23 protein-coding genes and 1 pseudogene are annotated in these 25,540 nt (G+C 76.0%); 11 read left to right on the top strand and 13 right to left on the bottom strand.

What is annotated here, in order from left to right; genetic code table 11:
* Nucleotides 1-26: 26 nt before the first annotated feature.
* Nucleotides 27-731, bottom strand: coding sequence for a MerR family transcriptional regulator (locus LUW75_RS22615; protein ID WP_250337249.1), 705 nt, complete (start codon nucleotides 729-731; stop codon nucleotides 27-29).
* A 162-nt stretch (nucleotides 732-893) separates the two neighbouring features.
* On the opposite strand from LUW75_RS22615, the gene LUW75_RS22610 reads away from it, so the two are divergent.
* Nucleotides 894-1,094 carry a hypothetical protein gene (locus tag LUW75_RS22610; RefSeq protein WP_250337248.1) on the top strand — a complete coding sequence of 67 codons (201 nt, stop codon included), beginning with the start codon at nucleotides 894-896 and terminating at the stop codon, nucleotides 1,092-1,094.
* A gap of 82 nt (nucleotides 1,095-1,176) precedes the next feature.
* On the opposite strand, the gene LUW75_RS22605 is transcribed toward LUW75_RS22610, so the two are convergent.
* From LUW75_RS22605 to LUW75_RS22590, 4 genes are all read right to left on the bottom strand, one after another.
* Nucleotides 1,177-2,139 (bottom strand): electron transfer flavoprotein subunit alpha/FixB family protein, encoded by a 963-nt coding sequence (locus LUW75_RS22605; RefSeq protein WP_250337247.1) that lies wholly within the window; start codon nucleotides 2,137-2,139, stop codon nucleotides 1,177-1,179.
* 63 nt (nucleotides 2,140-2,202) lie between these two features.
* Complete coding sequence (locus LUW75_RS22600) at nucleotides 2,203-2,988, bottom strand: electron transfer flavoprotein subunit beta/FixA family protein (protein ID WP_250337246.1); 786 nt, start codon at nucleotides 2,986-2,988, stop codon at nucleotides 2,203-2,205.
* A 190-nt stretch (nucleotides 2,989-3,178) separates the two neighbouring features.
* The gene (locus LUW75_RS22595) at nucleotides 3,179-3,706 is read right to left on the bottom strand and encodes a flavin reductase family protein (RefSeq protein WP_250337245.1); all 528 of its coding nucleotides are present in this window, start codon (nucleotides 3,704-3,706) and stop codon (nucleotides 3,179-3,181) included.
* A gap of 196 nt (nucleotides 3,707-3,902) precedes the next feature.
* Nucleotides 3,903-4,262: a TlpA family protein disulfide reductase gene (locus LUW75_RS22590; RefSeq protein ID WP_250337244.1), complete on the bottom strand. Its 360-nt coding sequence runs from the start codon at nucleotides 4,260-4,262 to the stop codon at nucleotides 3,903-3,905.
* Nucleotides 4,263-4,512: 250 nt separating this feature from the next.
* Between LUW75_RS22590 and LUW75_RS22585 the strand changes: the two genes are divergently transcribed.
* The gene (locus LUW75_RS22585) at nucleotides 4,513-5,226 is read left to right on the top strand and encodes a lysophospholipid acyltransferase family protein (protein ID WP_250337243.1); all 714 of its coding nucleotides are present in this window, start codon (nucleotides 4,513-4,515) and stop codon (nucleotides 5,224-5,226) included.
* A 142-nt stretch (nucleotides 5,227-5,368) separates the two neighbouring features.
* Here LUW75_RS22585 and LUW75_RS22580 read toward each other — a convergent pair whose 3' ends face one another.
* The 3 genes from LUW75_RS22580 to LUW75_RS22570 are packed head-to-tail and all read right to left on the bottom strand — an operon-like array spanning nucleotide 5,369 to nucleotide 8,660.
* Nucleotides 5,369-6,448, bottom strand: coding sequence for a threonine aldolase family protein (locus tag LUW75_RS22580; protein ID WP_250337769.1), 1,080 nt, complete (start codon nucleotides 6,446-6,448; stop codon nucleotides 5,369-5,371).
* Nucleotides 6,445-7,203, bottom strand: a complete 759-nt coding sequence (locus LUW75_RS22575; RefSeq protein WP_250337768.1) for an SDR family NAD(P)-dependent oxidoreductase — start codon at nucleotides 7,201-7,203, stop codon at nucleotides 6,445-6,447. Before LUW75_RS22575 ends, LUW75_RS22580 begins: the two co-directional genes overlap by 4 nt.
* A gap of 59 nt (nucleotides 7,204-7,262) precedes the next feature.
* Nucleotides 7,263-8,660, bottom strand: a complete 1,398-nt coding sequence (locus LUW75_RS22570; RefSeq protein WP_250337242.1) for a DUF6421 family protein — start codon at nucleotides 8,658-8,660, stop codon at nucleotides 7,263-7,265.
* A 286-nt stretch (nucleotides 8,661-8,946) separates the two neighbouring features.
* On the opposite strand from LUW75_RS22570, the gene LUW75_RS22565 reads away from it, so the two are divergent.
* A complete protein-coding gene (locus tag LUW75_RS22565; RefSeq protein ID WP_250337241.1) occupies nucleotides 8,947-11,547 on the top strand; it encodes an ATP-dependent Clp protease ATP-binding subunit in 2,601 nt (866 codons plus the stop codon).
* Here LUW75_RS22565 and LUW75_RS22560 read toward each other — a convergent pair.
* Nucleotides 11,531-12,079 (bottom strand): GNAT family N-acetyltransferase, encoded by a 549-nt coding sequence (locus tag LUW75_RS22560; RefSeq protein WP_250337240.1) that lies wholly within the window; start codon nucleotides 12,077-12,079, stop codon nucleotides 11,531-11,533. The genes LUW75_RS22565 and LUW75_RS22560 overlap by 17 nt on opposite strands.
* A 252-nt stretch (nucleotides 12,080-12,331) precedes the next feature.
* On the opposite strand from LUW75_RS22560, the gene LUW75_RS22555 reads away from it, so the two are divergent.
* The 7 genes from LUW75_RS22555 (at nucleotide 12,332) to LUW75_RS22525 (ending at nucleotide 18,936) form a co-directional block, all read left to right on the top strand.
* Nucleotides 12,332-13,267 (top strand): M56 family metallopeptidase, encoded by a 936-nt coding sequence (locus LUW75_RS22555; protein WP_250337239.1) that lies wholly within the window; start codon nucleotides 12,332-12,334, stop codon nucleotides 13,265-13,267.
* A gap of 100 nt (nucleotides 13,268-13,367) precedes the next feature.
* On the top strand, nucleotides 13,368-14,225 hold the full coding sequence (locus LUW75_RS24420; protein ID WP_284453860.1) for a phosphatase PAP2 family protein: 858 nt from the start codon (nucleotides 13,368-13,370) through the stop codon (nucleotides 14,223-14,225).
* 87 nt (nucleotides 14,226-14,312) lie between these two features.
* On the top strand, nucleotides 14,313-14,918 hold the full coding sequence (locus LUW75_RS22545) for a TetR/AcrR family transcriptional regulator (RefSeq protein ID WP_250337238.1): 606 nt from the start codon (nucleotides 14,313-14,315) through the stop codon (nucleotides 14,916-14,918).
* Nucleotides 14,919-15,129: 211 nt separating this feature from the next.
* The gene (locus LUW75_RS22540) at nucleotides 15,130-16,215 is read left to right on the top strand and encodes a WD40/YVTN/BNR-like repeat-containing protein (RefSeq protein ID WP_250337237.1); all 1,086 of its coding nucleotides are present in this window, start codon (nucleotides 15,130-15,132) and stop codon (nucleotides 16,213-16,215) included.
* A 35-nt stretch (nucleotides 16,216-16,250) separates the two neighbouring features.
* Complete coding sequence (locus LUW75_RS22535; RefSeq protein ID WP_250337236.1) at nucleotides 16,251-16,928, top strand: uracil-DNA glycosylase; 678 nt, start codon at nucleotides 16,251-16,253, stop codon at nucleotides 16,926-16,928.
* On the top strand, nucleotides 16,925-17,929 hold the full coding sequence (locus LUW75_RS22530; protein ID WP_250337235.1) for an N-acetylglucosamine kinase: 1,005 nt from the start codon (nucleotides 16,925-16,927) through the stop codon (nucleotides 17,927-17,929). The genes LUW75_RS22535 and LUW75_RS22530 overlap by 4 nt, the downstream gene beginning before the upstream one ends.
* A gap of 86 nt (nucleotides 17,930-18,015) precedes the next feature.
* Nucleotides 18,016-18,936, top strand: coding sequence for a sirohydrochlorin chelatase (locus LUW75_RS22525; RefSeq protein WP_250337234.1), 921 nt, complete (start codon nucleotides 18,016-18,018; stop codon nucleotides 18,934-18,936).
* Nucleotides 18,937-19,075: 139 nt separating this feature from the next.
* On the opposite strand, the pseudogene LUW75_RS22520 reads toward LUW75_RS22525, so the two are convergent.
* From LUW75_RS22520 to LUW75_RS22510, 3 genes and pseudogenes are all read right to left on the bottom strand, one after another.
* Nucleotides 19,076-20,601, bottom strand: a pseudogene (locus tag LUW75_RS22520) (FUSC family protein).
* 313 nt (nucleotides 20,602-20,914) lie between these two features.
* A complete protein-coding gene (locus LUW75_RS22515) occupies nucleotides 20,915-22,012 on the bottom strand; it encodes a mandelate racemase/muconate lactonizing enzyme family protein (RefSeq protein WP_250337233.1) in 1,098 nt (365 codons plus the stop codon).
* A 45-nt stretch (nucleotides 22,013-22,057) separates the two neighbouring features.
* Nucleotides 22,058-23,284 carry a helix-turn-helix domain-containing protein gene (locus tag LUW75_RS22510; RefSeq protein WP_250337232.1) on the bottom strand — a complete coding sequence of 409 codons (1,227 nt, stop codon included), beginning with the start codon at nucleotides 23,282-23,284 and terminating at the stop codon, nucleotides 22,058-22,060.
* A 128-nt stretch (nucleotides 23,285-23,412) separates the two neighbouring features.
* On the opposite strand from LUW75_RS22510, the gene LUW75_RS22505 reads away from it, so the two are divergent.
* Nucleotides 23,413-24,549: a DegT/DnrJ/EryC1/StrS family aminotransferase gene (locus tag LUW75_RS22505; protein ID WP_250337231.1), complete on the top strand. Its 1,137-nt coding sequence runs from the start codon at nucleotides 23,413-23,415 to the stop codon at nucleotides 24,547-24,549.
* 7 nt (nucleotides 24,550-24,556) lie between these two features.
* On the opposite strand, the gene LUW75_RS22500 is transcribed toward LUW75_RS22505, so the two are convergent.
* Nucleotides 24,557-25,531, bottom strand: a complete 975-nt coding sequence (locus LUW75_RS22500) for a dihydrodipicolinate synthase family protein (protein WP_250337230.1) — start codon at nucleotides 25,529-25,531, stop codon at nucleotides 24,557-24,559.
* Nucleotides 25,532-25,540: the final 9 nt, after the last annotated feature.

Here is a 25,540-nt window from a genome sequence, read left to right as displayed (position 1 = left end):
GGACCCGCGCGGCCGCCCGGCCCCCGTCAGCGGTGGCCGAGACGGCCCAGGTAGCCGTGGAGGGCGGCGGAGGCGCCGAGCCGGCGCAGGCTGCTCCGGTGGAGGTCGCGGGCGCGGGCGTCCAGTTCGGCCAGGACGCGGTCGGGGCCGCCGCCGGCGCGCAGCTCGCGCAGGACGGCCCCGATGGCGGCGAGCGGGTGGCGCCCCTTGCGCAGGAGCGCGACCACCTGGGCGATGTGCAGCTCGGAGCGGTCGTAGAGGCGGTAGCCGGTGGACGGTTCACGGAGGGGCCGCACGAGTCCGTGCGCCTCCCACAGCCGGAGCACGGGCGGCTTCACGCCCACGGTGCGGGCCGCCTCGCCGATGCGCAGCCCGTGCCGCGCGGACGGGGCGCGCCCCTTCAGGACGGCCCCCAGGGCCTCGCGGACGGCGGCGAGCTCCGCGCGTTCCCGGTCCAGCCGGGCGTGGCCGGCGTCCAGGGCGGCCAGCGCGGTCTCCAGGTCGCCCGTGTGGACGGCCGCCATCACGGTGCGGGCGGTGGCCCAGCCGTGCCCGGCGGCGAGCTCGCGGGCCACGGCGAGCGCGTCGGCGTGGGCGCGGGTGAAGACGCGGTAGCCGGCGGTGGTGCGTCCGACGGGCGGGAGCAGCCCCGTGTCGGCGTAGGTGCGCAGCTGCTGCACGGAGATCCCGGCCGACCGCGCGAGGTCCGCCGCCTTCAGTCGATCGCCCATGACTTCGCTCCTCCGGTTTCGCACCCGGTTGGGACTTCTCCGGCATTCTGCCGCGCCCACCGGCCACGCCGCGGTGAAAGTGCCTGGTGGTACTTGAATGAAACACTTGACACCAGGTCCGGCGCCGGGGCCGAGTGGATCCGTTTCCCGAAGGGAGAAGCAGTGAAGTTCGTGCTCGAGGTCACCGTGGACGACGCGCGGCCGAAGGAGGCGGTGGTGAGCGAGCTGGGCCGCGTCCTGCGCTACTGGGGCGGCAACCTCCACCACTACGCCCTGCGGCCCGGCGACGGCTCGGCGGTGTACGACTCGGCCCGCCGCGAGGTGGGCCGGTGGAGGATCACCGCCGACGGCGGGGAGGGCTGAGGCCGGCGGAGCCGGGTGTGAGGACGGCCGGGGCCGCGCGGTGGTGCTCCACCGCGCGGCCCCGGCCGGGTGAGGTCGCGGATCAGCCCTTGCGGGACTTGATCTCCTCGGTCAGCTGCGGGACGACCTCGAAGAGGTCGCCGACCACGCCGTAGTCGACCAGGTCGAAGATCGGGGCCTCGGGGTCCTTGTTGATGGCCACGATGGTCTTCGAGGTCTGCATGCCGGCGCGGTGCTGGATCGCGCCGGAGATGCCGGCGGCGACGTACAGCTGCGGCGAGACCGACTTGCCGGTCTGGCCGACCTGGCTGGTGTGCGGGTACCAGCCGGCGTCGACGGCGGCGCGGGAGGCGCCGACGGCGGCGCCGAGCGAGTCGGCCAGGCCCTCGATGAGCGCGAAGTTCTCGGCGCCGTTGACGCCGCGGCCGCCGGAGACCACGATCGCGGCCTCGGTCAGCTCGGGACGGCCGGTCGACTCGCGCGGCGTGCGGGAGATAACCCTGGTGCCGGTGGCCTTCTCGGAGAAGGAGACCGCGAGGGTCTCGACGGCACCGGCGGCGGGGGCGGCCTCGACGGGCGCCGAGTTCGGCTTGACCGTGATGACCGGGGTGCCCTTGGAGACGCGGGACCTGGTGGTGAACGCGGCGGCGAACGCGGACTGCGTCGCGACCGGGCCCTCGTCGCCGGCCTCCAGGTCGATGGCGTCGGTGATGAGGCCGGAGCCGATGCGGACCGCGAGGCGGGCGGCGATCTCCTTGCCCTCGGCGGAGGACGGGACGAGTACGGCGGCCGGGGACACCGCCTCGTACGCGGCCTGGAGGGCGTCGACCTTCGGGACGACGAGGTACTCGGCGAACTCGGCGGCGTCGGCCGTGAGCACGCGGGTCGCGCCGTGCTCGGCGAGCGTGGCGGCGGTGGCCTCGGCGCCGGGGCCGAGGGCGACGGCGACGGGCTCGCCGAGGCGGCGGGCCAGCGTCAGCAGCTCCAGGGTGGGCTTGCGGACGGCGCCGTCCGCGTGGTCGACGTGGACGAGGACTTCAGCCATGGGAATGCTCTCCTGCGGATGCGAGGTCTGAGGGGCTGTCGGTGGCTCTGCGCTGCGCGAGCCCTAGATGAACTTCCGGCCCGCGAGGAACTCGGCCAGCTGCCTGCCGCCCTCGCCCTCGTCCTTGACGACCGTGCCGGCCGTGCGGGCCGGGCGCTCCGTCGCGGAGTCGACCTTCGTCCAGGCGCCGTCGAGGCCGACCTCGTCGGCGTCGACGTCCAGGTCGTCGAGGTCCAGGGACTCCACCGGCTTCTTCTTGGCGGCCATGATGCCCTTGAAGGAGGGGTAGCGGGCCTCGCCGGACTGGTCCGTCACGGAGACGACGGCCGGGAGGGAGGCCTCCAGCCGCTCGGTCGCGGCGTCGCCGTCGCGACGGCCCTTGACCACGCCGTCCTCGACGGAGACCTCGGAGAGCAGGGTGACCTGCGGGACGCCGAGGCGCTCGGCGAGGATCGCCGGCAGGACGCCCATGGTGCCGTCGGTCGACGCCATGCCGCAGACGACCAGGTCGTAGCCGGTCTTCTCGATCGCCTTGGCGAGGACCAGGGAGGTGCCCATGACGTCGGTGCCGTGCAGGTCGTCGTCCTCGACGTGGACGGCCTTGTCGGCGCCCATCGACAGCGCCTTGCGCAGGGCGTCCTTGGCGTCCTCGGGACCGACGGTGAGTACGGTGACCTCCGCGTCGTCCGCGTCCCCGGCGATCCGCAGCGCCTGCTCGACCGCGTACTCGTCCAGCTCCGACAGCAGGCCGTCGACGTCGTCGCGGTCGACGGTCAGGTCATCGGCGAAGTGCCGGTCGCCGGTGGCGTCGGGCACGTACTTCACACAGACAACGATCCTCAAGCTCACGCCGGCTCTCCTACTGCATCGTCATTACGGTGCTGCTCTGTTGCACGCAGCATAGGCGCCTGATGGGGCGGTTTCCGCTCGGGGCGGCGGCCGCCCCGCGACGGGACATTACTCGCCAGTACAGCCGGAGCCTTCCCGGTCGGCAAGCGCTGGGAACTGTGACCTTCCCGACGCCGGGCGACCGGTCCCTTCAGTGCCTCAAGGCGTTGAAGCGGCCCTGGTGGTAGAGGAGCGGCCGGCCCTCCCGGGCCTCGGCGTCCCCGGCGACGATCTCGGCGACGACGATGCGGTGGTCTCCGGCCGGTACGCGGCCGGCGACCCGGCACACCAGCCAGACGAGGACGCCGTCGAGCAGCGGGACCCCCTCGGGGCCGGTGGTCCAGCGGGTCGGCGCGGCGAAGCGGTCGGCGCCGCTGCGGGCGAAGACCGCGGCCAGCTCCCGCTGGTCCTCCCCCAGGAGGTGCACGCCCACATGGGTGGCGGCCAAGACGGCGGGCCAGCTGGACGAGCCCGTGCCTATGCCGAAGGAGACCAGCGGCGGCTCGGCGGAGACCGAGGCGAGCGAGCCCGCGGTGAACCCCGCGGGGCGGCCGCCGGGCCCCGGGGCGGTGATCACGGCGACGCCGGCGGCGTGCCGCCGGAAGGCGGAGCGCAGCAGCTCGGCCCCGGCGGGCGGGGCCGTGAGCCCTCCGGCGCCGGGCCGGCGGGCGGCCGTCACGGAGTCGTCCTCGTGCGGGCGGTGCGTACGCGGGGCCGCGGTCCCCGGTCGCTCAGGCATCCGGACAGGGCGCGCTCCCGTGGCGGACGGGGCCGGGGCGGGCCGGTCCGCGGAGAAGGGGTTCGTACGGCACGGGCGCCACCCTGTCGACGCGCGGCCGCCCGCGTCAAGGCCGTACGGGAAGATGCGATCAGCGTCACGGCCGGTCAGCGGGGGTTTCCAGGGCACGGCCGAGCGCGGCGATCACATCGGCCCTGCGGGGCTGCCCGGCGGCGCGGCGGACGACGCGGCCGGCCGCGTCGAGGACGAGCACGGTGGGGGTCGAGGTGACGCCGAGGCGCCGGACCAGGGGGAGGTTCCGCTCGGCGTCGATCTCCACGTGGACGACGCCGGGGACCATGTCCGCCACGTCGGCGAGCGTCCGCCGGGTGGCGCGGCAGGGCTGGCAGAAGGCGGTGGAGAACTGCACGAGCGTGGCCCGCTCCCCCGGTTCGGCGCCCAGGTCCCCGGGGCCGAGCACCCGTTCGCACCGCTTCTCCGCACCGTCCCGCGCCACCGCGGCCTCCGCTCCCCGTCGTCCGGTCCCTCTCCCCGCGCAGCGCCGCGCCGGCCCCGGGGATTCCCCGGCGGCGGCCCGGACGCGGCGACGTGACGAGTATCTCGCCTCGTTCCGCCCGCGAAGGGGGGTTCGGACTGGCCTGGGCGCGGTACATGGGGCAGCATCGGGCGCGGGCCGGACACCTACGGCTGCGTAACTTCCGCCGGGACACCCTCCCCAGGCAGACGGAAAGAAGGGCGTTCTCCAGATGGCAGAACTCGTCTATCGGCCGGTCATCGGCGCCGCGCTCACGATGTTCAAGGCGCTCGACCTCAAGATCGACATTCAGGGTTCGGAGAACATCCCGCGCACCGGCGGCGCGGTGCTCGTCAGCAATCACATCAGCTACCTGGACTTCGTCTTCACCGGACTCGCCGCCCTGCCGCAGAAGCGTCTGGTGCGGTTCATGGCGAAGGACTCGGTCTTCCGTCACAGGATCTCCGGGCCGCTGATGCGGGGCATGAAGCACATCCCGGTGGACCGCGGGCAGGGTGAGGCGGCCTACCGCCACGCGCTGGACTCCCTGCGCTCCGGCGAGATCGTCGGCGTCTTCCCGGAGGCGACGATCTCCCAGTCGTTCACCCTCAAGGGCTTCAAGTCGGGCGCGGCGCGCCTGGCCCAGGAGGCCGGGGTGCCGCTGGTCCCGATGGCGCTGTGGGGGACGCAGCGGCTGTGGACGAAGGGCCGCCCCCGGAACTTCAGGCGCAGCCACATCCCGGTGACGCTGCGGGTGGGCGAGCCCGTGGAGGCCCCGGCGGACCAGTACGCCGGCGCGATCACGCGGCGGCTGCGCGAGCGGGTCCAGGAGCTGCTGGAGGCCGCCCAGCGGGCGTACCCGGTGCGCCCGAAGGACGCGCAGGACACGTGGTGGGTCCCGGCCCACCTGGGCGGCACCGCGCCGGCCCCGGCGGAGCTGCGCTGAGCGCGGCGCCCCGCCGCGGGCCCGTGCCCGCCCGGGGCGCTCCGGCACGTGCGGCCCGCGCCCGGGTGGCCGGGGCGCGGACGGCGCGGGAGCGGCCGACCGGTCCTCGACGCGGGTCCGGTCGGCCGCTCCCGCGTGCGCGCTAGCGGGCCATCTCCTCCTTGAGCGCCAGGAGGAACGCGTCCACGTCGTCCTCCGTCGTGTCGAAGGAGCACATCCAGCGGACGTCGCCGGCCGCCTCGTCCCAGAAGTAGAACCGGAACCGCTTCTGCAGCCGCAGGCCCACCTCGTGCGGAAGCCGCGCGAAGACCGCGTTGGCCTGCACCGGGTGGAGGATCTCCACGCCGTCGACGGACCGGACGCCCTCGGCGAGGCGCCGCGCCATCGCGTTGGCGTGCCGGGCGCTGCGCAGCCACAGATCCTTGGCGAGCAGCGCCTCGAACTGCACGGAGACGAACCGCATCTTGGACGCGAGCTGCATGGACATCTTGCGCAGGTGCTTCATGTGGCGGCCGGCCTCGGGGTCGAGGACCACGACCGCCTCGCCGAAGAGCAGGCCGTTCTTGGTGCCGCCCAGCGACAGCACGTCCACGCCCGCGGCGTTGGTGAACGCGCGCATCGGAACGTCCAGCGACGCGGCCGCGTTGGCCAGCCGGGCGCCGTCGAGGTGGACCTTCATCCCTAGGCCGTGGGCGTGGTCGGCGATCGCCCGGATCTCGTCCGGCGTGTAGACCGTGCCCAGCTCGGTGTTCTGGGCGAGGGAGACGACCTGCGGCATGGCGCGGTGCTCGTCGTCCCAGCCGAACGCCTGCCGGTCGATCAGTTCGGGCGTGAGCTTGCCGTCCGGGGTGGGCACGGTGAGCAGCTTGAGACCGGCCATGCGCTCGGGCGCGCCGCCCTCGTCCACGTTGATGTGCGCGGACTCGGCGCAGATCACCGCGCCCCAGCGGTCGGCGAGCGCCTGCAGGGCGGTGACGTTGGCACCGGTGCCGTTGAACACCGGGAACGCCTCGGCGGTCGGGCCGAAGTGGCTGTGCATCACCCGCTGGAGGTGGTCGGTGTAGTCGTCCTCGCCGTAGGCGGTCTGGTGGCCGCCGTTGGCGACGGCCAGGGCGGCGAGGACCTCCGGGTGGGCTCCCGCGTAGTTGTCGCTGGCGAAGCCCCGTACCGACGGGTCGTGGTGGCGGCGCGCGTCGGTGCGGGTGGGGAACGGCGGGGTCACGGCTTGGGGGTCAGCCACAGGCGCTGTCCATTCACTTCCTGGGCGGGCCGGTCCCAGACGCCGGCGACGGCCTCGGCCAGCTCCTCGGCGTCGGTGTGGCCCGCGAACTTCGCATTCGGGCGCTCGGCGCGCATCGCGTCGTGCACCAGTGCCTTGATCACCAGGATGACAGCAGCGGCCTTCGGGCCCTCCTCGCCCCCCGCCTTGCGGAAGGAGTGGCCGAGCGCGAGGGTCCACGCCTCGGCGGCGGACTTCGCGGCGGCGTACGCGGCGTTGCCCTCGGTGGGGTTGCTCGCGCCGGACTGGCTGACCAGGACGTACCGGCCGCGGTCGCTTCGCCCCAGCGCCCCGTGGAAGGCGAGGGAGGTGTGCTGGACGGTGCGGACGAGCAGCTTCTCCAGCACCTCCCAGTCGGCCAGGTCGGTGTCGGCGAAGCTCTTGCCGCCGCGCCAGCCGCCGACGAGGTGGACGAGGCCGTCGACGCGGCCGAACTCCTTCTCGGTCCTGTCGGCCCAGCCGCGGGTCGCGGCCAGGTCGAGCAGGTCCACCTTCTCGCCGGTGACGGTGGCGCCGCCGTGGGCGTAGCGGGCGGCGTCGACCGCCTCCGCGAGGCGCTCGGGGTCGGCGTCGGCGGCGACGACGGTCGCGCCGGCCTCGGCGAGCCGCAGCAGGGCGGCGCGGCCCGCGGGGCCCGCGGCCCCGGCGACCGCGATGACGGCGCCGTCCAGCGGTCCGCCGTTGCCGTTGGTGGTCATGGTGTTCGTCTCCTCCGTCTGCGTACCGGACGTCCCGGTCGTACCCGTGGTGCGCTCGCTCACGCGGCGGCCTTCTCGACGTCGGCCGGGGTGATGCCCTTGGTGGAGGCGATCACCGACTTCAGCTTCCTGGAGAGGGCCTCGTAGAACATGCTCAGCGGGAACTCGTCCGGGAGCACGTCGTCGACGAGCCTGCGCGGCGGCTGGGAGAGGTCCAGCGCGTCCGGGCCCTTGGCCCAGCGGGAGCCGGGGTGCGGGGCGAGGTAGGCGGAGACGAAGTCGTACGCGGCGAACCAGTGGACCAGCTTCGGGCGGTCGATGCCGTCCCGGTAGAGCTTCTCGATCTCGGCGCACAGCCGGTTGGTGACCCCGGGGGCGCGCCGCCAGTCGATGTGCAGGGTATTGTCGGTCCAGCGCACCACGTCGTGCTTGTGGAGGTAGGCGAAGAGCAGCTGGCCGCCGAGGCCGTCGTAGTTGCGGACGCGGTCGCCGGTGAGCGGGAAGCGGAACATCCGGTCGAACAGCACGGCGTACTGCACGTCGCGGCCGTGCGGGTTGCCCTCGGCCTCGAGGCGGACGGCCTCCTTGAAGGCGGTCAGGTCGCAGCGCAGCTCCTCCAGGCCGTACATCCAGAACGGCTGGCGCTGCTTGATCATGAACGGGTCGAAGGGCAGGTCGCCGTGGCTGTGGGTGCGGTCGTGGACCATGTCCCACAGGACGAACGCCTCCTGGCAGCGCTGCTGGTCGCCGAGCATCTCCTGGATGTCGGCGGGCAGTTCCACACCGAGGGTCTCGACGGCGGCCGCGGTGACGCGGCGGAAGCGGGCGGCCTCGCGGTCGCAGAAGATGCCGCCCCAGCTGAACCGCTCGGGGGCCTCGCGGACGGCCACGGTCTCGGGGAAGAGGACGGCGGAGTTGGTGTCGTAGCCCGAGGTGAAGTCCTCGAAGGTGATGCCGCAGAAGAGCGGGTTGTCGTAGCGGGTGGCCTCCAGCTCCGCGAGCCACTCCGGCCACACCATGCGCAGGACGACGGCCTCCAGGTTGCGGTCCGGGTTGCCGTTCTGCGTGTACATCGGGAACACGACGAGGTGCTGGCGGCCGTCGACGCGCTCGGCGGCGGGCTGGAAGGCCGTCAGCGAGTCGAGGAAGTCCGGCACCGCGTAGCCGCCGGCCGCCCACTTGCGCAGGTCGGCGACGAGCGCGCGGTGGTACGCGGTGCCGTGCGGCAGCAGCGGGGAGAGCCGCTCGACGGCGGCGACGACCCGGTCGAGCGCGGCGTCGGCGTCCGCGCGGGCCGGGGCGCCCTCGGCTCCGAGGTCTATGGACCCGTCGGCGGACTGCCAGACCCGGATCTCCTCCACGGCATTCTTGAGCTGCGGCCATGCGGGGTGGTCGACCACCCGGACGTCGGCGGACAGCTCGCCGCCGACAGCATCCTGCACAAGAATTTCCGTCATCTCACTTCCTCCACAGGAGAACCTCGCGTAAAGGAACCGTATCCGCCCACGGTTCTCCCCCACAAGAGGGCTTGGCGGAAATTATCCTGCCCGACCCCAGTGTTCACCGCTGTTTTTCCCGTCCGGCAAGGCCGAAGCGGACACATCGACCGTTTCACCGGGCCCGTCACACCGGCCCGAGGGTGTAACGGGCACCCCCGGGGAACCCGCCTGGCCGGAACCGTGCCGCGGCCGGCACGGACTTCGAACGGACAGTTACGAACCGGGACGACTGGGGCGGTCATCTATGAGCAACGGATTCCTCGGACCCGAGGGCTTCGGCCCCGACCCGTTCAGCGAGTTCCTGGCCCGCCTGTTCGGAGGCGCCCCCACCTCCTCGGCGGCCCGGCGCGGACCGCGGTACATCGACATCGCGCGGATGATGAGCGAGCCCGCCCGCCGCATGGTGGACGACGCCGCCACGTACGCGGCCGAGCACGGCAGCGCGGACCTGGAGACCGAGCACCTGCTGCGCGCCGCGCTCGACACCGAGCCGACGCGCGACCTGGTCGTCCGGGCCGGGGCCGACCCCGACGAGCTGGCCGCGGAGATCGACCGCACGGCCGGCGAGGGACCGCCGCAGGCCCGGATCGCCGTCACGCCCGCCGTCAAGCGCGCCCTGCTCGACGCCCACGACCTGGCGCGGAACATCGGCGCGTCCTACATCGGTCCTGAACACGTCCTCGCCGCGCTGGCCGCCAACCCGGACTCGGCGGCCGGCCGCATCCTGCGCGCCGCCCGGTTCGACCCGGACTCCGTGCCCGGGCCGTCCTCCCTCAGGCCCGCCCCGCGCGGCGGCCCGTCCGGCGGGTGGGAGAACACCGCGGCCGACCAGCGCCCGGCCCCGCAGCACGGCACCCCGACCCTGGACAAGTACGGGCGCGACCTCACCGACCTCGCCCGCGCCGGCCGCGTCGACCCGGTGATAGGCCGGGAGGCGGAGATAGAGCAGACCGTCGAGGTGCTGTCGCGGCGCGGGAAGAACAACCCCGTCCTCATCGGCGACGCCGGGGTCGGCAAGACCGCCGTCGTCGAGGGCCTCGCACAGCGGATCGCCGACGGCGACGTGCCCGACACCCTCCTCGGCCGGCGCCTCGTCTCCCTCGACATGACGGGCCTGGTCGCCGGCACCCGGTACCGCGGCGACTTCGAGGAGCGGATGAACGCCGTCATCGAGGAGGTGCGGACCCATTCCGGGGAACTCCTCCTCTTCATCGACGAGCTCCACACGGTCGTCGGCGCGGGCGGCGGTGGCTCGGAGGGCGGCTCCATGGACGCCGGCAACATCCTCAAGCCCGCGCTCGCCCGCGGCGAACTGCACGTCATCGGCGCGACCACGCTGGAGGAGTACCGCCGCCACGTCGAGAAGGACGCCGCCCTCGCCCGCCGCTTCCAGCCGATCCTCGTCCCCGAGCCGAGCCCGGAGGACGCCCTGGAGATCCTGTGCGGGCTGCGGGACCGGTACGAGGCCCACCACCAGGTCCGCTACACCGACGAGGCGCTGCGGGCCTCCGTCGAGTTGTCGGACCGCTACCTCACCGAGCGGTTCCTGCCGGACAAGGCCATCGACCTGATCGACCAGGCGGGCGCGCGGGTCCGGCTGCGCTCCCGGTCCCAGGACGCCGACGTGCGGGCCCTGGAGCGGGAGGCCGAGCAGCTGCTCCGCGACAAGGACCAGGCCGTCGCCGCCGAGCAGTACGAGCGGGCGACCGAGCTGCGCGACCGCGTCCAGGAGTTGCAGGACCGCATCAAGGCGGGCCGGGGCGAGCCGGTGATGCGGGACGACCGCGTGCTGGAGGTGACCGCCGAGGACGTCGCGGAGGTCGTCAGCCGGCAGACCGGCGTCCCCGTCAGCCGGCTCACCCAGGAGGAGAAGGAGCGGCTGCTCGGCCTGGAGCAGCACCTGCGCAAGCGGGTCGTCGGGCAGGACGAGGTGGTCTCGGTGGTCTCCGAGGCGGTGCTGCGCTCGCGGGCGGGCCTGGCCGACCCGCGCCGCCCGATCGGCAGCTTCCTGTTCCTCGGCCCGACCGGCGTCGGCAAGACCGAGCTGGCCCGCGCGCTCTCGGACGCGCTGTTCGGGAGCGAGGAGCGCATGGTGCGGCTCGACATGAGCGAGTTCCAGGAGCGGCACACCGTCAGCCGGCTGGTGGGAGCCCCGCCCGGGTACGTCGGCCACGAGGAGGCCGGGCAGCTGACGGAGGCGGTGCGCCGGCACCCGTACTCGCTGCTCCTCCTCGACGAGGTGGAGAAGGCCCACCCGGACGTCTTCAACATCCTGCTCCAGGTGCTCGACGACGGGCGGCTGACCGACGCGCAGGGCCGCACCGTCGACTTCAAGAACACCGTCATCGTGATGACCAGCAACCTCGGCTCCGAGGCCATCGGCACCGGACGCGGCGTGCTGGGCTTCGGGGCGGACGCGGCGGACGACGAGGAGGCGGCCCGCGACCGGGTGCTGCGGCCGCTGCGCGAGCACTTCCGGCCCGAGTTCCTCAACCGCATCGACGAGATCGTCGTCTTCCGGCGGCTCACCCAGGCCCGGCTGCGGCAGATCACCGACCTGCTGCTGGAGGACACCCGGCGCCGGATGCGGGCACAGCACGTGTCCGTGGACTTCGACCCGGAGGCCGTGGACTGGCTGGCCCGCCGGGGCTACGAGCCCGAGTACGGCGCCCGGCCGCTGCGCCGCACGATCCAGCGGGAGGTGGACAACCGCCTGTCGCGGCTGCTGCTCGACGGACGGCTCGCCGCGGGCGGCCGGGTCCGCGTGGACGCGGCGGACGGGGGGCTGGTCTTCCGCACGGAGCCGGCGCCCGGACCGGGCGAGGGGGTCAGCCCAGCCGCTTGACGAGCAGTTCGAACTCCAGGTCGTCGCGGCGCGGCACGCCGAAGCGCTCGTCGCCGTACGGGAACGGCGTCGTCCGCCCGGTACGGCGGTAGCCGCGCCGCTCGTACCAGGCGATCAGCTCGTCCCGTACGGAGATCACCGTCATGTGCATCTCCCGCGCGCCCCACTCCTCCCGGGCCAGGCGCTCGGCCTCCGCGAGGACGCGCCGGCCGAGCCCGCCGCCCTGCAGCCCGGGGCGGACGGCGAACATCCCGAAGTAGGCGGTGTCACCGCGGCGCTCCAGCTGGCAGCAGGCGACGGGGGCGCCGTCCCGCTCGACGACGAGGAGCCGGGAGCCGGGCGCGGTGATGACCGCGCGCACGCCGTCCGGGTCGGTGCGCTGCCCGTCGAGGATGTCGGCCTCCGTGGTCCAGCCGGCGCGGCTGGCGTCGCCCCGGTAGGCGGACTCGACGAGGGAGACGATCGCGGGGACGTCCGCCTCCACGGCGTCACGGCAGGTCTCCCGGGCGTCCCTGAGCGGTGCGGTGTCCATCCTGGTCGTTCTCCCCTCGGCGTGCCGTTCGGCCACCGAGACTAACGCGGCGCTCCTCCCGTCCCGGCCCCCTCCCCGGCACCGGCGGGGCGCGCCTCCGGCGGGGCGCGGTGTGCGGGGCGGACTCCGGCGGCGTACGGCACCGGCCGCGGCGGGGCCCGGCCGGCGGGTCCCGGACCGCTGCGGCGTGGCGTGCGTCACTTCCGCGACCGCGTCGGCCGGGGAGCGCCGCCGCGCTCATAGGCTGGCGTCATGTGGGTCTCCCTCGCGCTGCTCGCGCTCGGCGTCCTGGTCGCCGCCGTGGCCCCGCGCCTGCTCGCGCGGGCCGACTGGACGGAGCGCGAACCGATCGTCGCCCTGTGGGTGTGGCAGTGCGTGGTGGCGGCGGTGCTGCTGAGCTTCGCGCTGTCGATGACGTTCAGTGCGGCGGCCTCCTGGCAGGCGGTGCGCGGCCGGGTGTTCGCGACGGCGCCGGCCGCGGTCGTGGAGGCGTACGCCCTGGGGTCGCTCGGCCCCTGGTCGGCGGCGCTCGCGGTGCTGCTGGCGTGCGGCGGGCTGTGGACCGGGGCGATGCTCACCCGGGAGGTGCGCGACACCCGGGCGCGGCGCAGGCGGCAGCGCGCCGAACTGCTGGTGCGGGCGCCCCTGCTGCCGGGCGAGGAGACGGGTTCGGGCCCTCTGGTACTGGTGGAGGGCGACCGGCCCGACGCCCGGTGGCTGCCGGGTCCGCGGCCCCGGCTGGTCATCACCACGGCGGCGTTGCGGCGGTTGAGGGGGCGCCAGCTCGACGCCGTGCTCGCCCACGAGCAGGGGCACGCGCGGGCGCGGCACGACTGGCTGCTGCACTGCGCGGCGGCGCTGGCGTCGGGGTTCCCGCGCGTCCCGGTGTTCGCGGCGTTCCGCGCCGAGATGCACCGGCTGGTGGAGCTGGCCGCGGACGACTCGGCGTCGAAGCGGTTCGGGCGGCTGGCGATCGCGCTGGCGCTGGTCGGGCTGAACGAGGACCGGGGCGCCTTCGGGCCGTGTCCGGCGCACCACGCCGAGGTGCCGCGGCGGGTGACGCGGCTGCTGACGGCGGAGCCGCGCCTCACGCCGGGGCGGCGGCTGCGGCTGACGGCGGCGGCCGCTCTCGTGCCGGCGGTGCCGCTGCTGGTGGCGCTGGCCCCGGGACTGAGCGCCCTGTCCTGACCCGCTCCGGAGCGAACCGCGCGGACGGCGCAGGCGGCGCGACCGGCCCGGACGGACGCGTCGGTCGTCTGCCCGGGCGATTCGCGGGCAGGATCCCGGTATGCCTCCCTCCGCACACGTCTCGCCCGTCGCCCGTCCTCCGCTCGTCCGTGCCGCGGCCGTGGGCTGCGGCGCGGCGGCCGTGCTCCTCCTGCTGCTCGTGGCCGTCGCCTGGGCGCCACTGCTCGCCTTCGACCGGGTGGTGGTGGAGGGGCTGCACCCGGTGGCGGTGCGCCGCCCGGCGCTGACGGAGGGCGTACGGGTGCTGTCGGACTGGGTGTGGGACCCGCTGACGCTGCGCGTCCTGCTGGGGGTGGTGGTGCTGGCGCTGTGGCGGGCCGGCGAGCCCGGCCCCGCGGCGCTGCTGGCGGGGGTGTGCGCGGTGGCGGCCGCGGTGCAGCAGGGGATGAAGACGCTGGTGGGCCGGGAGCGGCCGCGGTTGCCGGACCCGGTGGACTCGGCGGAGTTCGCGGCGTTCCCGTCCGGGCACGCCATGACCGCTGCGGTCGTGTGCGGGCTGCTGTGGTGGGCGGCGGCGCGGGCGGCCCGGTGGACCCTGGTGCGGCCGGTGGCGGTGGCGGGGGCGGTGTCGACGGCCGGAGTGGGGCTGACGCGGGTGTACCTGGGGGTGCACTGGCCCTCGGACGTGCTGGGCGGCTGGCTGCTGGGGGCCTGCCTGGTGGCGGCCGCGGTCGCGGCGTACGAGCGGTGGGCGGCGGGGCGCGGCCCTCGCGGGCGGCGCCGGGCGGGACCCGGCCCGCGGCACGCGGACGACTGGACGGGACCGCGCGGAGCGTCCGCCGGCGGACGGTTGGACGGCGGGCGCGCGGCCCGCGCCGGAACGGTCGGGCCGACCCCGCCGGAACGTCGGGAGGTCATCGCGGACCGGGCGATCCCCCGTGTCGCCCGGTCCGCATGACGCACCGCCCCGACCGGCGGAGTGCTGTGTGCCGGCGAGGACGGTACGAGTATATTGGCTGGGAGCCAATCAATACAGGAGTTAATCATGTCCCCGCGGAGCGCATCGGTCAACGCGGAGCTCCGCCGGCGGTCCCGTGAGCGGCTCCTGCAGGCGACGGTCGACCTCGTGGCCGAACGGGGGTACGAGGCGACGACCCTCGCGGACATCGCCGACCGGGCCGGTTCGGCACGGGGCCTGGTGTCGTACTACTTCCCGGGCAAGCGCCAGCTCCTGCAGTCCGCCGTCCACCGCCTGATGCACATGACCCTGGCGGCGGCCCTGGAGCGCGAGCCGCGCGCCGAGGACGGGCGTGAGCTGCTGGCGCGGGCGATCGACGCGATCCTCGGCCTGGCGGTGGAGCGGCCGCTGCTCATGCGGACGCACATGGCCGGGATCCTCCAGGCGGAGGGATTCGTACGCTGCCCGGAGCAGCAGCGGCTCGCCGCGCTCCTGCGGGACGCGCTCGCGCGGTACGGGGCGCGCGACCTGGACGCGGACTACCCGCTGCTGCGGGCGCTGCTGATGGGCGCCGTCTTCGCCGTACTGCTGCCGGGCGCCCCGATGTCCCCCGCCCGGCTCAGGGCGGAGCTGTTCCAGCGGTACGGCCTCGACTGGGAGCTGGGGTCGCCGCCGGAGGGCGGACGACCGTAGGGGCGGCGGCCGGCGGGGCGCCGGGGCGCGGGCCGGTGGGGCTCCCGGCCGGCCGGGACCGGGCGGAGGCGGCCCGGGGCGGGGCGGCCCCGGCGCGGAGGTGTCGAGCGCACGCCGCCGGCCTGCGGGGACGGTGCTCGGGCGGCCGTTTCCGGCGGGCGGGTGCACACTGGCCCGTATCTGCGGCGAAGACGTCCTGGAGGTACCGGCCATGACCGACGTACTGCTGCTCGTGGGCACCCGCAAGGGCCTGTTCACCGCCCTCCGGCGCGGCGGCCGGTGGGACTTCGGCGGCCCCCTCTTCCCGGCGCAGGCCGTGTACGCGGTCGGTGTCGACCTGCGCCGGGCCGTGCCCCGGGTGCTGGTGGGCGCGGACAGCGCGCACTGGGGGCCGTCGGTGTTCCACTCCGACGACCTGGGGGCCACCTGGGCGGAGGCGGCGGAGCCGCCCCTGAGGTTCCCCCGGGACACGGGCGCCTCGCTGGAGCGGGTCTGGCAGCTGCAGCCGGCGGGCCCGGCGGCACCCGGCGTGGTGTACGCGGGCGCGGAACCGGCGGCGCTCTTCCGGTCGGTCGACGAGGGCGAGACGTTCGAGCTGGTCAGGCCGTTGTGGGAGCATCCGACGCGGCCGCGGTGGCAGCCGGGCGGCGGCGGTGAGGCGCTGCACACGGTGGTGGCGGACCCGCGCGACCCCGACGCGGTGACGGTGGCGGTGTCGGCCGCCGGGGTCTTCCGCACGCGCGACGGCGGCGAGACCTGGGCACCCTCGAACGAGGGGGTCTCGGCGGTGTTCCTGCCCGACCCGCACCCGAGGTTCGGGCAGTGCGTGCACAAGATCGCGCAGGACGCGGGCGACCCCGACCGGCTCTACCTCCAGAACCACTGGGGCGTCTACCGCAGCGACGACTCCGGTGCCACGTGGACCGACATCGGGACCGGGCTGCCGTCCGACTTCGGCTTCGCGGCCGTCTCGCACCCGAAGCACGCGGGGACGGCGTACGTCTTCCCGATCGCCGCCGACTCCGACCGGGTGCCGGCGGACCGCCGCTGCCGGGTGTACCGGACGAGCGACGCGGGCGGCGGCTGGGAGGCCCTGTCGCGGGGCCTGCCGGAGGACGACCACTACGGCACGGTGCTGCGCGACGCGATGTGCACGGACGGCGCCGACCCCGCGGGGCTCTACTTCGGCAACCGCAACGGCGAGGTCTTCGCGAGCGCCGACGACGGCGACAGCTGGCGGCAACTGGCCGCGCACCTCCCGGACGTGCTGTGCGTGCGGGCGGCGGTCGTCGGGTGACGTGAGGACCGCGGTACGCCAGTAGAGTGACGGCCGTGGCAGCAAGACCGTTGAGAGAGATCCTCGAGCCCGGCTGGGCCGAAGCCCTCGCCCCCGTGGCCGGACGCGTCGCGGCGATGGGGGACTTCCTCCGCGCGGAGATCGCCGCGGGGCGCACGTACCTTCCGGCCGGACCGGACGTCCTGCGGGCGTTCCGGCAGCCGTTCGACGAGGTGAAGGTCCTGATCGTCGGTCAGGACCCCTATCCGACGCCGGGGCACGCGGTGGGGCTGAGCTTCTCGGTCGCGCCGGACGTGCGGCCGCTGCCGGGCAGCCTGGAGAACATCTTCCGCGAACTCCACGCCGACCTGGGCCTGCCCCGGCCGTCCACCGGCGACCTGACGCCCTGGACGCGGCAGGGGGTGCTGCTGCTCAACCGGGCCCTGACGACGGCGCCGCGCACACCGGGCGCGCACCGCGGCAAGGGCTGGGAGGAGGTCACCGAGCAGGCCATCAGGGCGCTGGCGGCGCGCGGCAAGCCGCTCGTGTCGGTCCTGTGGGGGCGCGACGCCCGCAACCTGCGGCCGCTCCTGGGCGACCTCCCGGCCCTCGAGTCGGCGCACCCCTCCCCCATGTCGGCGGACCGCGGCTTCTTCGGCTCGCGTCCGTTCAGCCGTACGAACGACCTGCTGCTGCGTCAGGGGGCGGAGCCGGTCGACTGGCGCCTGCCGTGACCCCGGGCGGCGCGTGGATCCTGGGCGTCGACTCGGGCGGCTCGGGCCTGCGCGTCGCCCTCGCGGCGGTGGACGGCGCCACCCCGGCGGCGGGCCCTCCGCCCCGGGCCGCGGCCGCGCGGACCTTCGGCGTCCCGGTGCCCACCGGGCCCGGCGGCATCGACGCCGGATGGCTGCTGGAGCGGCTGGCGTCCGCCGCCCGGACGCTGCTGGCGGAGGCGGGGGCGGGCGGGCGGCGGCCCGTCGCCGTCGCCGTGGGGGCCGCCGGGATGGCCGGGCTCGGGGACCCGCTGCGGGCCGTGCTGCCCGGTGCGCTGCGCGACGCGCTGGGCGTGCGGCGGCTCGCGCTGGCCTCCGACGCGGTGACCGCCTACGCGGGCGCCCTGGGCCGCGTGCCCGGCACGGTGGTCGCCGGGGGCACCGGGCTCGTCGCGCTCGGCACCGACCTGGTGCGCTGGCGCCGCGCCGACGGGTGGGGGCACCTGCTGGGCGACTGCGGGGGCGGCGCCTGGATCGGCCGCGCCGGCCTGGAGGCGGCGCTGCGCGCCCACGACGGGCGGCCCGGCGGCTCCCCCGCCCTGCTGGCCCGCGCCGAGGCCCTGTTCGGGCCCGTCGGGGGACTGCCGGGGCGTCTGTATCCGCGCCCGGACCGGGCCGCCGTCCTGGCCTCGTTCGCCCCGGAGGTGGCCCGCCACGCGGCGGACGACCCGGTCGCCGCGGACGTCCTCGCCCGCGCGGCCCGGCACATCGCCGAGGCGGCGGCCGCCGTGCACCCGGCGGGGGGCGCCGGCGACGTGGCCCTGACGGGCGGCCTGTTCCGGATCGGCGCTCCCCTGCTCGCGCCCCTGCGGGACGAACTGGCGCGCCGGCTCCCCGGCGCGCGGCCGGTGCCGGCGGCCGGCGATTCCCTGTCCGGCGCGCTGGCGATCGCCGCCGCGCTCGCCGCGGACGCGCCGGCGCTGCCCCGCGAGCCCGGCCTCCTGGACACGTACGGCGACTGACCGGCCCTTCCGACAAACTGCCCATTGAGGGCGGGAACGCCCCTCCCCGAACAGCGCTGCGGGCGGAAGCAGTAGCATGCGGCGCCATGAGCTCCCCCACTGGGCCCGCTGGCCTGCCTGTACGAATGCCGCGCCCCCGCCAGCCCGGGCGGCACCGTCGCCCCGAACCCCTGGCGGCGCCCGAGGGCGCGCCCGCACTCGTCCTCGCCGTCCCCGGCGAGCCTTCCGCCGCCGCGCGCGGCCTGGCGGAGGAACTCGTGAGCATCGCGCGCTCCGAACTGCCGGGGCTGGAGGCCGCGGTCGGCTTCCTGGACGGGGACGACGCCGAGTACGCGTCGCTGACCGGTGTCCTGCGGCGCGCCTCGGTGCTGCGCGCGGACCGGTACGAGCTGGCCAGGGCGGCCGGCCGCGAGGTCGCCGAGCCCCGGGGCCCGGCCGCCGTCGTCGTACCGCTGCTGGTCGGCCCGGACGCCGCGCTGACGGACCGGATACGGCGGGCCGTCGCCGACAGCGGCGTGCCGGCGGAGCTGGCCGACGTGCTGGGCCCGCACCCGCTGCTGGCCGAGGCGCTGCACGTGCGCCTCTCCGAGGCCGGGCTGGCGCGCGCCGACCGGGCGCGGCTGTTCACGGTCGCGACGGCGGCGGACGGCATCGTGCTGGCGACGACGGGCGGCACCGAGGCCGTGCAGGCGGCCGGGATCACGGGCATGCTGCTGGCGGCGCGGCTGGCCGTGCCGGTGATGGCGGCGGCCCTGGACGAGGAGGGGTCGGTGGCGGCGGTCGCCGGGCAGCTGCGCGAATCCGGTTCGGTGCAGCTCGCGGTCGCCCCGTACCTGGTCGGCCCGGAGCTGGCCGCGGGGCTGCTGGACGCCGCGGCCGAGGCGGCGGGCTGCCCGGCCGCCGGGCCGCTGGGCGCGTACCCGGCGATCGGCAGGCTGGCGCTGTCGAGGTACATGACGCTGCTGGGCATCTCCCCCCGGCAGCAGCAGGAGGCCCCCGCCCGCTGACCGGCCGCGGCGGGGAGGGACCCGTACGGGGAGGGCCCGCACTCCGGTGCGGGCCCTCCCCGTGTTCACGCGGGGCCGGGCGCCGGGCGGGGCGTACCGTCCGCCGCCCCGGGCCGCCCGGCGGGCGCGGCGGCGCGGCTCAGGAGCGCACCGGGAGGGAGCGGGGCGCCGTGCGCAGCGGCCCGTCGAGCTCGGCCAGCAGCCGTTCCAGGTCGCGCAGGTGCGCCAGCACCGGCGCGGCCGGGGCGCCCCGGCCGCCGCGGGGGCGGGAGCCGCCTCGGCGTCGCGGCCGGCGGACCCGCGCGCCCGCGCGCGTCCTTCGAGTAGGGCCTCCACGGCGGCCTCGACCCGACGGCACGCCGCGGCGAGCCGGGCGTCGTGGCTGGCGTCCGGGTCGGCGACCACCGCGGCCAGGCCCCGTACCTCCCGCGCGCAGTCGTCGAGCAGGGCGAGCACCCGGCGGGCGCGGTCCTTGCGGTCGCGGAAGGGGCTCAGCGGGTGGACGAGCGGCGCCAGGGCGAGCCGTACGCGCCCCAGCAGCACCTCCAGCTCGGCGGCGTGCGGGGCGGGGTCGGCGGTGGGCGAGCCGGCGAGCCGTTCGGCGGCCTCGGCGGTGCAGCGGCGCACGGCGAGCAGGGCGCGCTGGATCCAGGCGTCGTTGGTGGCGTGGGTGGTGACCGGCAGGACGAAGGTCACGGCGAGCGCCGCGAACAGCGCGCCGACCCCGGTCTCGGCGGCGCGCAGGACGAGCAGGCCCGGGGTGAGCACGCCGAGCAGCCCGTACAGCAGCCCGGCCATCAGCGTCACGGCGAGCATCATCCAGCTGTACGAGACGGGGGCCGTGTAGAAGACGCCGAAGACGCACACGGCGACGAGGGCCGCCGTCGGGGCGGGCGCCCCGTGCAGGGGCAGGGCGACCACCAGGCCGGCGAGGATGCCGAGGGCGGTTCCCAGGACACGCCGGAAGCCCCGTACCAGGGCCTCGCCGCGCGACGCGGTGTTGACGAAGATCCACCAGGTGGTTCCCACCGCCCAGTACCAGCGCTCCTCGGAGAGGACCTGGCCGGCGGCGAGGGCGCAGGCGCAGGCGACGGTCGTCTGGAAGGCCTGGCGGGTGGTCGGCCGGGCCAGGCCGCGCCCGGGCAGCGGCGCGGGCGCGGGGGCCGGCGGGGTCCGGCGCTCGATCGGCCACAGGGCGAACCGCACGGCGCCGGCCACGGCCAGGGAGACGGCCGTGGCGAGGTACAGGCCGGGCAGCTGCGCCGGGGTGGCGTGGAGGAACTGCACCACGAAGAACTGCATGAACGCGAAGATGCCGAGCGCGTGGCCGCGCGGCCCCCAGCGCCGGGCGTAGACGCCGCAGAAGACCACGGCGAGGAACGCGGCGTCCCGGCCGAGGGGCAGGTCGTGCAGGGCGGTGGCGAGCGCGAGGGCGGGGAAACCGGCGGCGGGCAGCAGCGCGGTGGTGGTCCGCTGGGCTCTGCGGGTGCCGTCGGCGACGGTGAAGAGGGCGAGCAGCGCGGCGAGGCCGCCGGTGATGGACGCGGTCAGCGACAGTCCGGCCAGTTCGGTGGCCGTGACGGCGAGCCCGATGCCGAGGACGGCGCGGGTCGCGTTCCTCAACCGGAGGTACCCCGGGTCCGGGGCCACGAGGATCCTCTTCATGACGGTGGTACCGCCCCCTTGTCCTGCTCCCGCCGGCCGCGGAGGCGCCCGGGGTGGTGGGCGTGCCGGAGGCACGGCGAAGGCACCGCGCTCCGGATCCGGCTTCGTCGCCGTCCGGCGCTGCGGCGCCGTTGACACGTGGATGCGACAAGCAAACCACTCGTCGTGGCATTGGCTCAAATCGAACGCCACCGACTGGGCCATCGGCCCGGTGGGAGCCGTCCCTGACCGGCCGGTACGGGGCCGACGGGCCGGTCCTCGGGGCAACCGGCCCTCGGCTCGGCCGGTTCGCGGCATGGCCGGTTCGCGGCGGTCACGGTCGGCCGGGCAGCTCGGACAGCCCGTGGCCGAGACCCGGGGTGCCGGGCAGCTCGACCCTGCCGGTGTCCGCGGCCCCGGTGAACGCCCCGGGGGCGAGCGGCTCGTCGGCGACGAGCAGGGGTCCGACGAGGTCGGCGGGGACGGTGGCGTGGGGCAGTGCGGCCGCGAGGTGGGCGGCGGCGAGGGTGGCGACGCCCAGCTCCGGCATGGAGCCGATCTTCACGGCGAGGCCGGCGGCTTCCGCGAGCGCGGCGATCTGGCGGGCGCGGTGCAGCCCGCCCACCTTGAGGACCTTGATGTTGAGCACGTCGGCGGCACCGCGCCGGACGATCTCCATGGCGTCGTGCAGCGACTGCAGCGACTCGTCCGCCATCACCCGCGGCCCGCCGCGGCCGCGCAGCGCGGCCATCCCGGCGAGGTCCCAGCGGGGCAGCGGCTGCTCGACGAGGTCGAGGCCCTCCTCGCCGAGCCGCGCCACGGTGCGGGCGGCGGTGGACGGGTCGTAGCCCTCGTTGGCGTCGAGGGAGAGCTCGACGCCGTCCGGAACGGCGGCGCGCACGGCGTGGACCAGCGCGACGTCGCGGTCCGGGTCCTCGCCGCCCTTGACCTTGACGTGGGTGAAGCCCCGGGCGGCGTACTCGGCGGCCTCCTCGGTCATCTGCCGCGGCGTACCGAGGCCGACCACCCAGGCGGTGGGCACCGGCGTGCGCAGCCGCCCGCCGAGGAGCAGGTGGACGGGCCAGCCCGCGGCGCGTCCGGCGAGGTCGTGCAGGGCCAGGTCGAGGGCGGCCTTGGCCAGGTGCTGACCGCGGATCGCCGCGTCCATCGCGGCGTGCGCGCCGGCGAGGTCGCGCGGGTCGCGGCCGACCAGGGCGGGGGCGGCGTGGCCGGCGAGCGCGGCGCGCAGCCCGTCGAGGGTCTCCCCCGTGTAGGCGGTCATGGGCGACGCCTCGCCGTAGCCGGTGGCGCCGTCGCCGGTGCGCACCTCGACGACGAGGCTGACGAGGTCGGGGCTGGTCCCGCTGCTGATGGCGAAGGGGCGTCGGTAGGGGGCCCGGACGACGTGGCTGCGGATCGATTCGATCTTCACGCGGCTCCTGACGGGTCGCGGCCCGACGCCGTCGCGGCGCCGTGCCTAGAGGCGTACTCGGTAGACGATGGGCGGCCGGCCGGTGCGCCCTTCCTGCCGGCTGCCGACGGGGACGGCGACGCCGGCGCGCTCCAGGCGCTTGAGGATGCGCCGGGCGGTGCGCTGCTGGACGTCGAGGTGTTCGGCGACGCGGTGCGCGGTGATGCCGGGCTCCTCCTCGGCGGCCACCAGCTCCCGCAGCCGCTCCAGCGTCCCCGGGTTGAGGCCGGCCCGCCGGGCGAGCAGCCCGGTGCCCTCCGCCCCGTCGGGCCGGGCGCCGTCCGCACCGTCGGCGATGACGATGTCGACGTCGTCCTTCATGCAGACGACGCCGGCGACCGGCCCGACGGAGCGGGCCCGGTTCACCGCCCGCCGGGCCAGCGCCTCCGCCTCGGCGGCGGTGCGGCCGAGGCCGAAGCCGACGCGGGCGGAGCCGTGCCGGGCGGCCAGGCCGTCGAGGAACGGCAGGCGGGTGAACCCGTCGGTGGCCTCCTCCAGCGCGCCGCGCGTGGTCACCGCGAGGCGGCTGCCGTCCGGCAGCCCGGCGAGGCTGCCGCCCAGGACGGCGAGGTCCGCGGCGAGGTCCTCGTCGGCGGCCGGCAGGTCGACGATGCCGAGGGCGATCCGGGCGTCGTCGCTGTGCGCGCCGGCGGTGGCGAGGACCAGTGCGCGCAGGGTCGCGCGTATGGAGTGGCGGGAGGGGGCGAGCCGCACGGCGGGCAGGCGGTGCTCCAGCCGGTGGTGGGCCGAGCCCAGGCAGGTGAGGGCGGTGGTGGTGCCGTGGCGGTCGTGCGCGGCGAGGTGGAAGTCGACCAGGTCCTGGGAGGTGAGGCCGGGCCGGTGGGGCAGGACGCGGACGTGTTCGGTGGGCAGCTTGGCCTCGAGGAGGGTCTCCGTCACCTCGGCGCGGCCGAGGGTGTCGATGGAGAGGCGGGACACGTCGTGGCCGAGGCGGAGCAGCTCGACGAGGGCCCGCAGCAGGGTGGCGCCGCTGTACGGGACGTACATGGCGGGGCGGTCGAGCAGGCCCGCGCCGGCGGCGAGGGTGTGCGGGACGACGCCGGTGAACAGCAGGGCGTCGACGCGGAGGCCCGCGTCGCGGACCACGTCGGGCGTCTCGTCCTCGTGCCGGTAGGGGAAGGCCCGCAGCCGGGCGGCTCCGGTCCCGTCCCCGACCGCGACCGCCTTCCCCACCAGGTCCTCGGGGCCTATCACGCCGACCGTGAGCGTCATCGGCCGGTCTCCGTTCGTCTCGGCGAAGTGCCGCGGGGGCTTCCGTGGGGCCGGTTGACGCCCGCCTGCGGGGGTCTTAGTTTCGGCCCAGGCCGTAACCGCGTGTCTGGCGGAAGGATAGTAACCCGATGCCCGAACGGGAAATCCCCCTGCCCACGGTCCTCGATCCGCGCGGCAGGACGATCGGCGAGGAGGAGCGGGCCGCGGTGCTGCGGGTCCTCGACTCGGCGGTGCTGTGCAGCGCGTTCGGCTCCGAGGCGCGGTCGCTGGAGGCGGAGATGGCCGCGCTGTACGGGCGTCCGCACGCCGTGGCGTGCTCGTCCGGCACGGCGGCGCTGCACCTGGCGGTCGCGGCGTGCGGGGTGGGGCCGGGCGACGAGGTGGTGACCACGCCGATCTCGGACTTCGGCACGGTCGCGCCGGTCATGGCGCAGGGCGCGGTGCCGGTCTTCGCCGACGTGCGCGCCGAGGACGGCAACCTGGACCCCGACGCCGTGGAGGCCGCGATCACGCCGCGGACGAAGGCGGTGATCGCCGTTCACCTGTTCGGCGGAGCGGCGGACGCGGCGCGGCTGCGGGGGGTGTGCGACCGGCACGGGCTGCCGCTGGTGGAGGACTGCGCGCAGGCGTGGCTCGGCGAGGACGCGTCGGGGCGGCTGCTCGGCACGGTCGGCGACGTCGCGTGCTTCAGCCTCCAGCAGTTCAAGCACATCACCGCGGGCGACGGCGGCCTCGCCGTGGCGGGGGACCCGGAGCGGGCCCGCCGGATGCGGCTGTTCATGGACAAGGGCTGGGACCGCTCGGAGGGGCGCGTCCACCGCGAGATGGGCCTCAACTACCGGATGCCGGAGCTGGTCGCGGCCGTGGCGCGGGTCCAGCTCCGCAGGGTCGGGGGCGTCGTGCGGGCGCGGCGGGAGGCGGCCGGGCTGCTGCTGGCCGCGCTGGAGGGGCTGGACGGGGTGGCGCTCGCCGGGGAGCCGGCGGGGCACGCGTGGTGGATGTTCCCGCTGCTGGTCGACAACAACGCCCGCTGGGCGGAGGAGCTCACGGCGCGGGGCGTGCCGGCGCTGCCCGGCTACCTGGAGCGCCCGTTGTACGCCAATCCGGCGGTGCCGGGCGGCCGGGCGGGGCTGTGCCCGCGCGCGGAGCGGCTGATCGGCCGGACGCTGCTGGCGCTGCCGTGGAACGAGGCGTACACGCAGGAGCACGTGGACCGGATCGCCCGCGCCCTGCGCCTCGCCCACCGGCGGGCGGGTGCCGGGTGAACCGGCGTCAGCCGGCGTCGTCCTCCGCGGCGAGGCGCTCCAGGCAGGTGACGACGGCGCGCCGCTCGGCGTCCGGCAGCGGCGGCCCGTACGGGTCGAAGGCGGCCTCCTCGGGGATGGCGCCCTCCCAGACGGCGGCCCACAGCATCCGCTGCACGTAGCCCTCGATCGGCGCGTGGAAGGTGGCCTCGGCGAACCGGTCCAGCCGCCCCGAGGCCCGCAGGAACCCGGCGGCGTCCCCGGCGGTCCAGGCGTCGAGCACGGCGGTGGTCAGATCCGCGCGGGCGGCGGCGATGCCGACCAGCGCCGTGTCGGCGCCCCACATCAGCGACGGCCCGAACATGCGGTCCTCGCCGGTCACGACCAGCGCGCCGGTGCCCTCGGCGGCCCGGACGGCGTCCTGGCAGTCCACCGCCCGGTCCAGTGTGGCGATCTTGATGCCGGCCGCGGCGGGCAGGTCCAGCAGCCGGCGGACCAGCTCCGGGGGGTAGGGGTAGCCGCCCGCCTCCGCGTGGAGGAGGAAGCCGAAGACGGGCAGCCCGCTCTCCTCCGCCGCCCGCTCGTGGAGCCGTACGGCCCGCTCCGTCCCGTCGGGCAGGGCGTGGTGGCGGGCCAGCGGGTACACCATCACGGCGTCGGCGCCCAGCTCCGCGGCCTCCACCGCCATCGCGACCGCGGCGTCCTCGGCGTCCTCCGGGGAGGCGCCGCGCAGCGCGTGCGGCACGCCCGCTCCGGCGACGACCGGCACGTCCACGGCCTCCCGCCACAGCGCCAGCACCCGCCGCCGGTCGGCCGCCGCCAGGTGCAGCCCGCGGCCGGTGTGCGCCCACACCGCGACGCCGCCGATCCGTTCGGCGGCCATCCGTTCGGCGTACCGGTGCAGGGCGGCGCGGTCGACGGCGCCGGCGGCGTCCATCGGGGTGAGCACGGCGGGCAGGACGGTGCCGCGCAGCCGTCCTGCGAGTTCCCCGGTGGCGGACATGGGCGGCCC

The organism is Streptomyces sp. MRC013, from assembly GCF_023614235.1.
Lineage (GTDB): Bacteria > Actinomycetota > Actinomycetes > Streptomycetales > Streptomycetaceae > Streptomyces.
The sequence above is the reverse complement of the archived record's forward strand: the minus strand, read 5'-3'. Positions and strand labels throughout refer to the sequence as shown.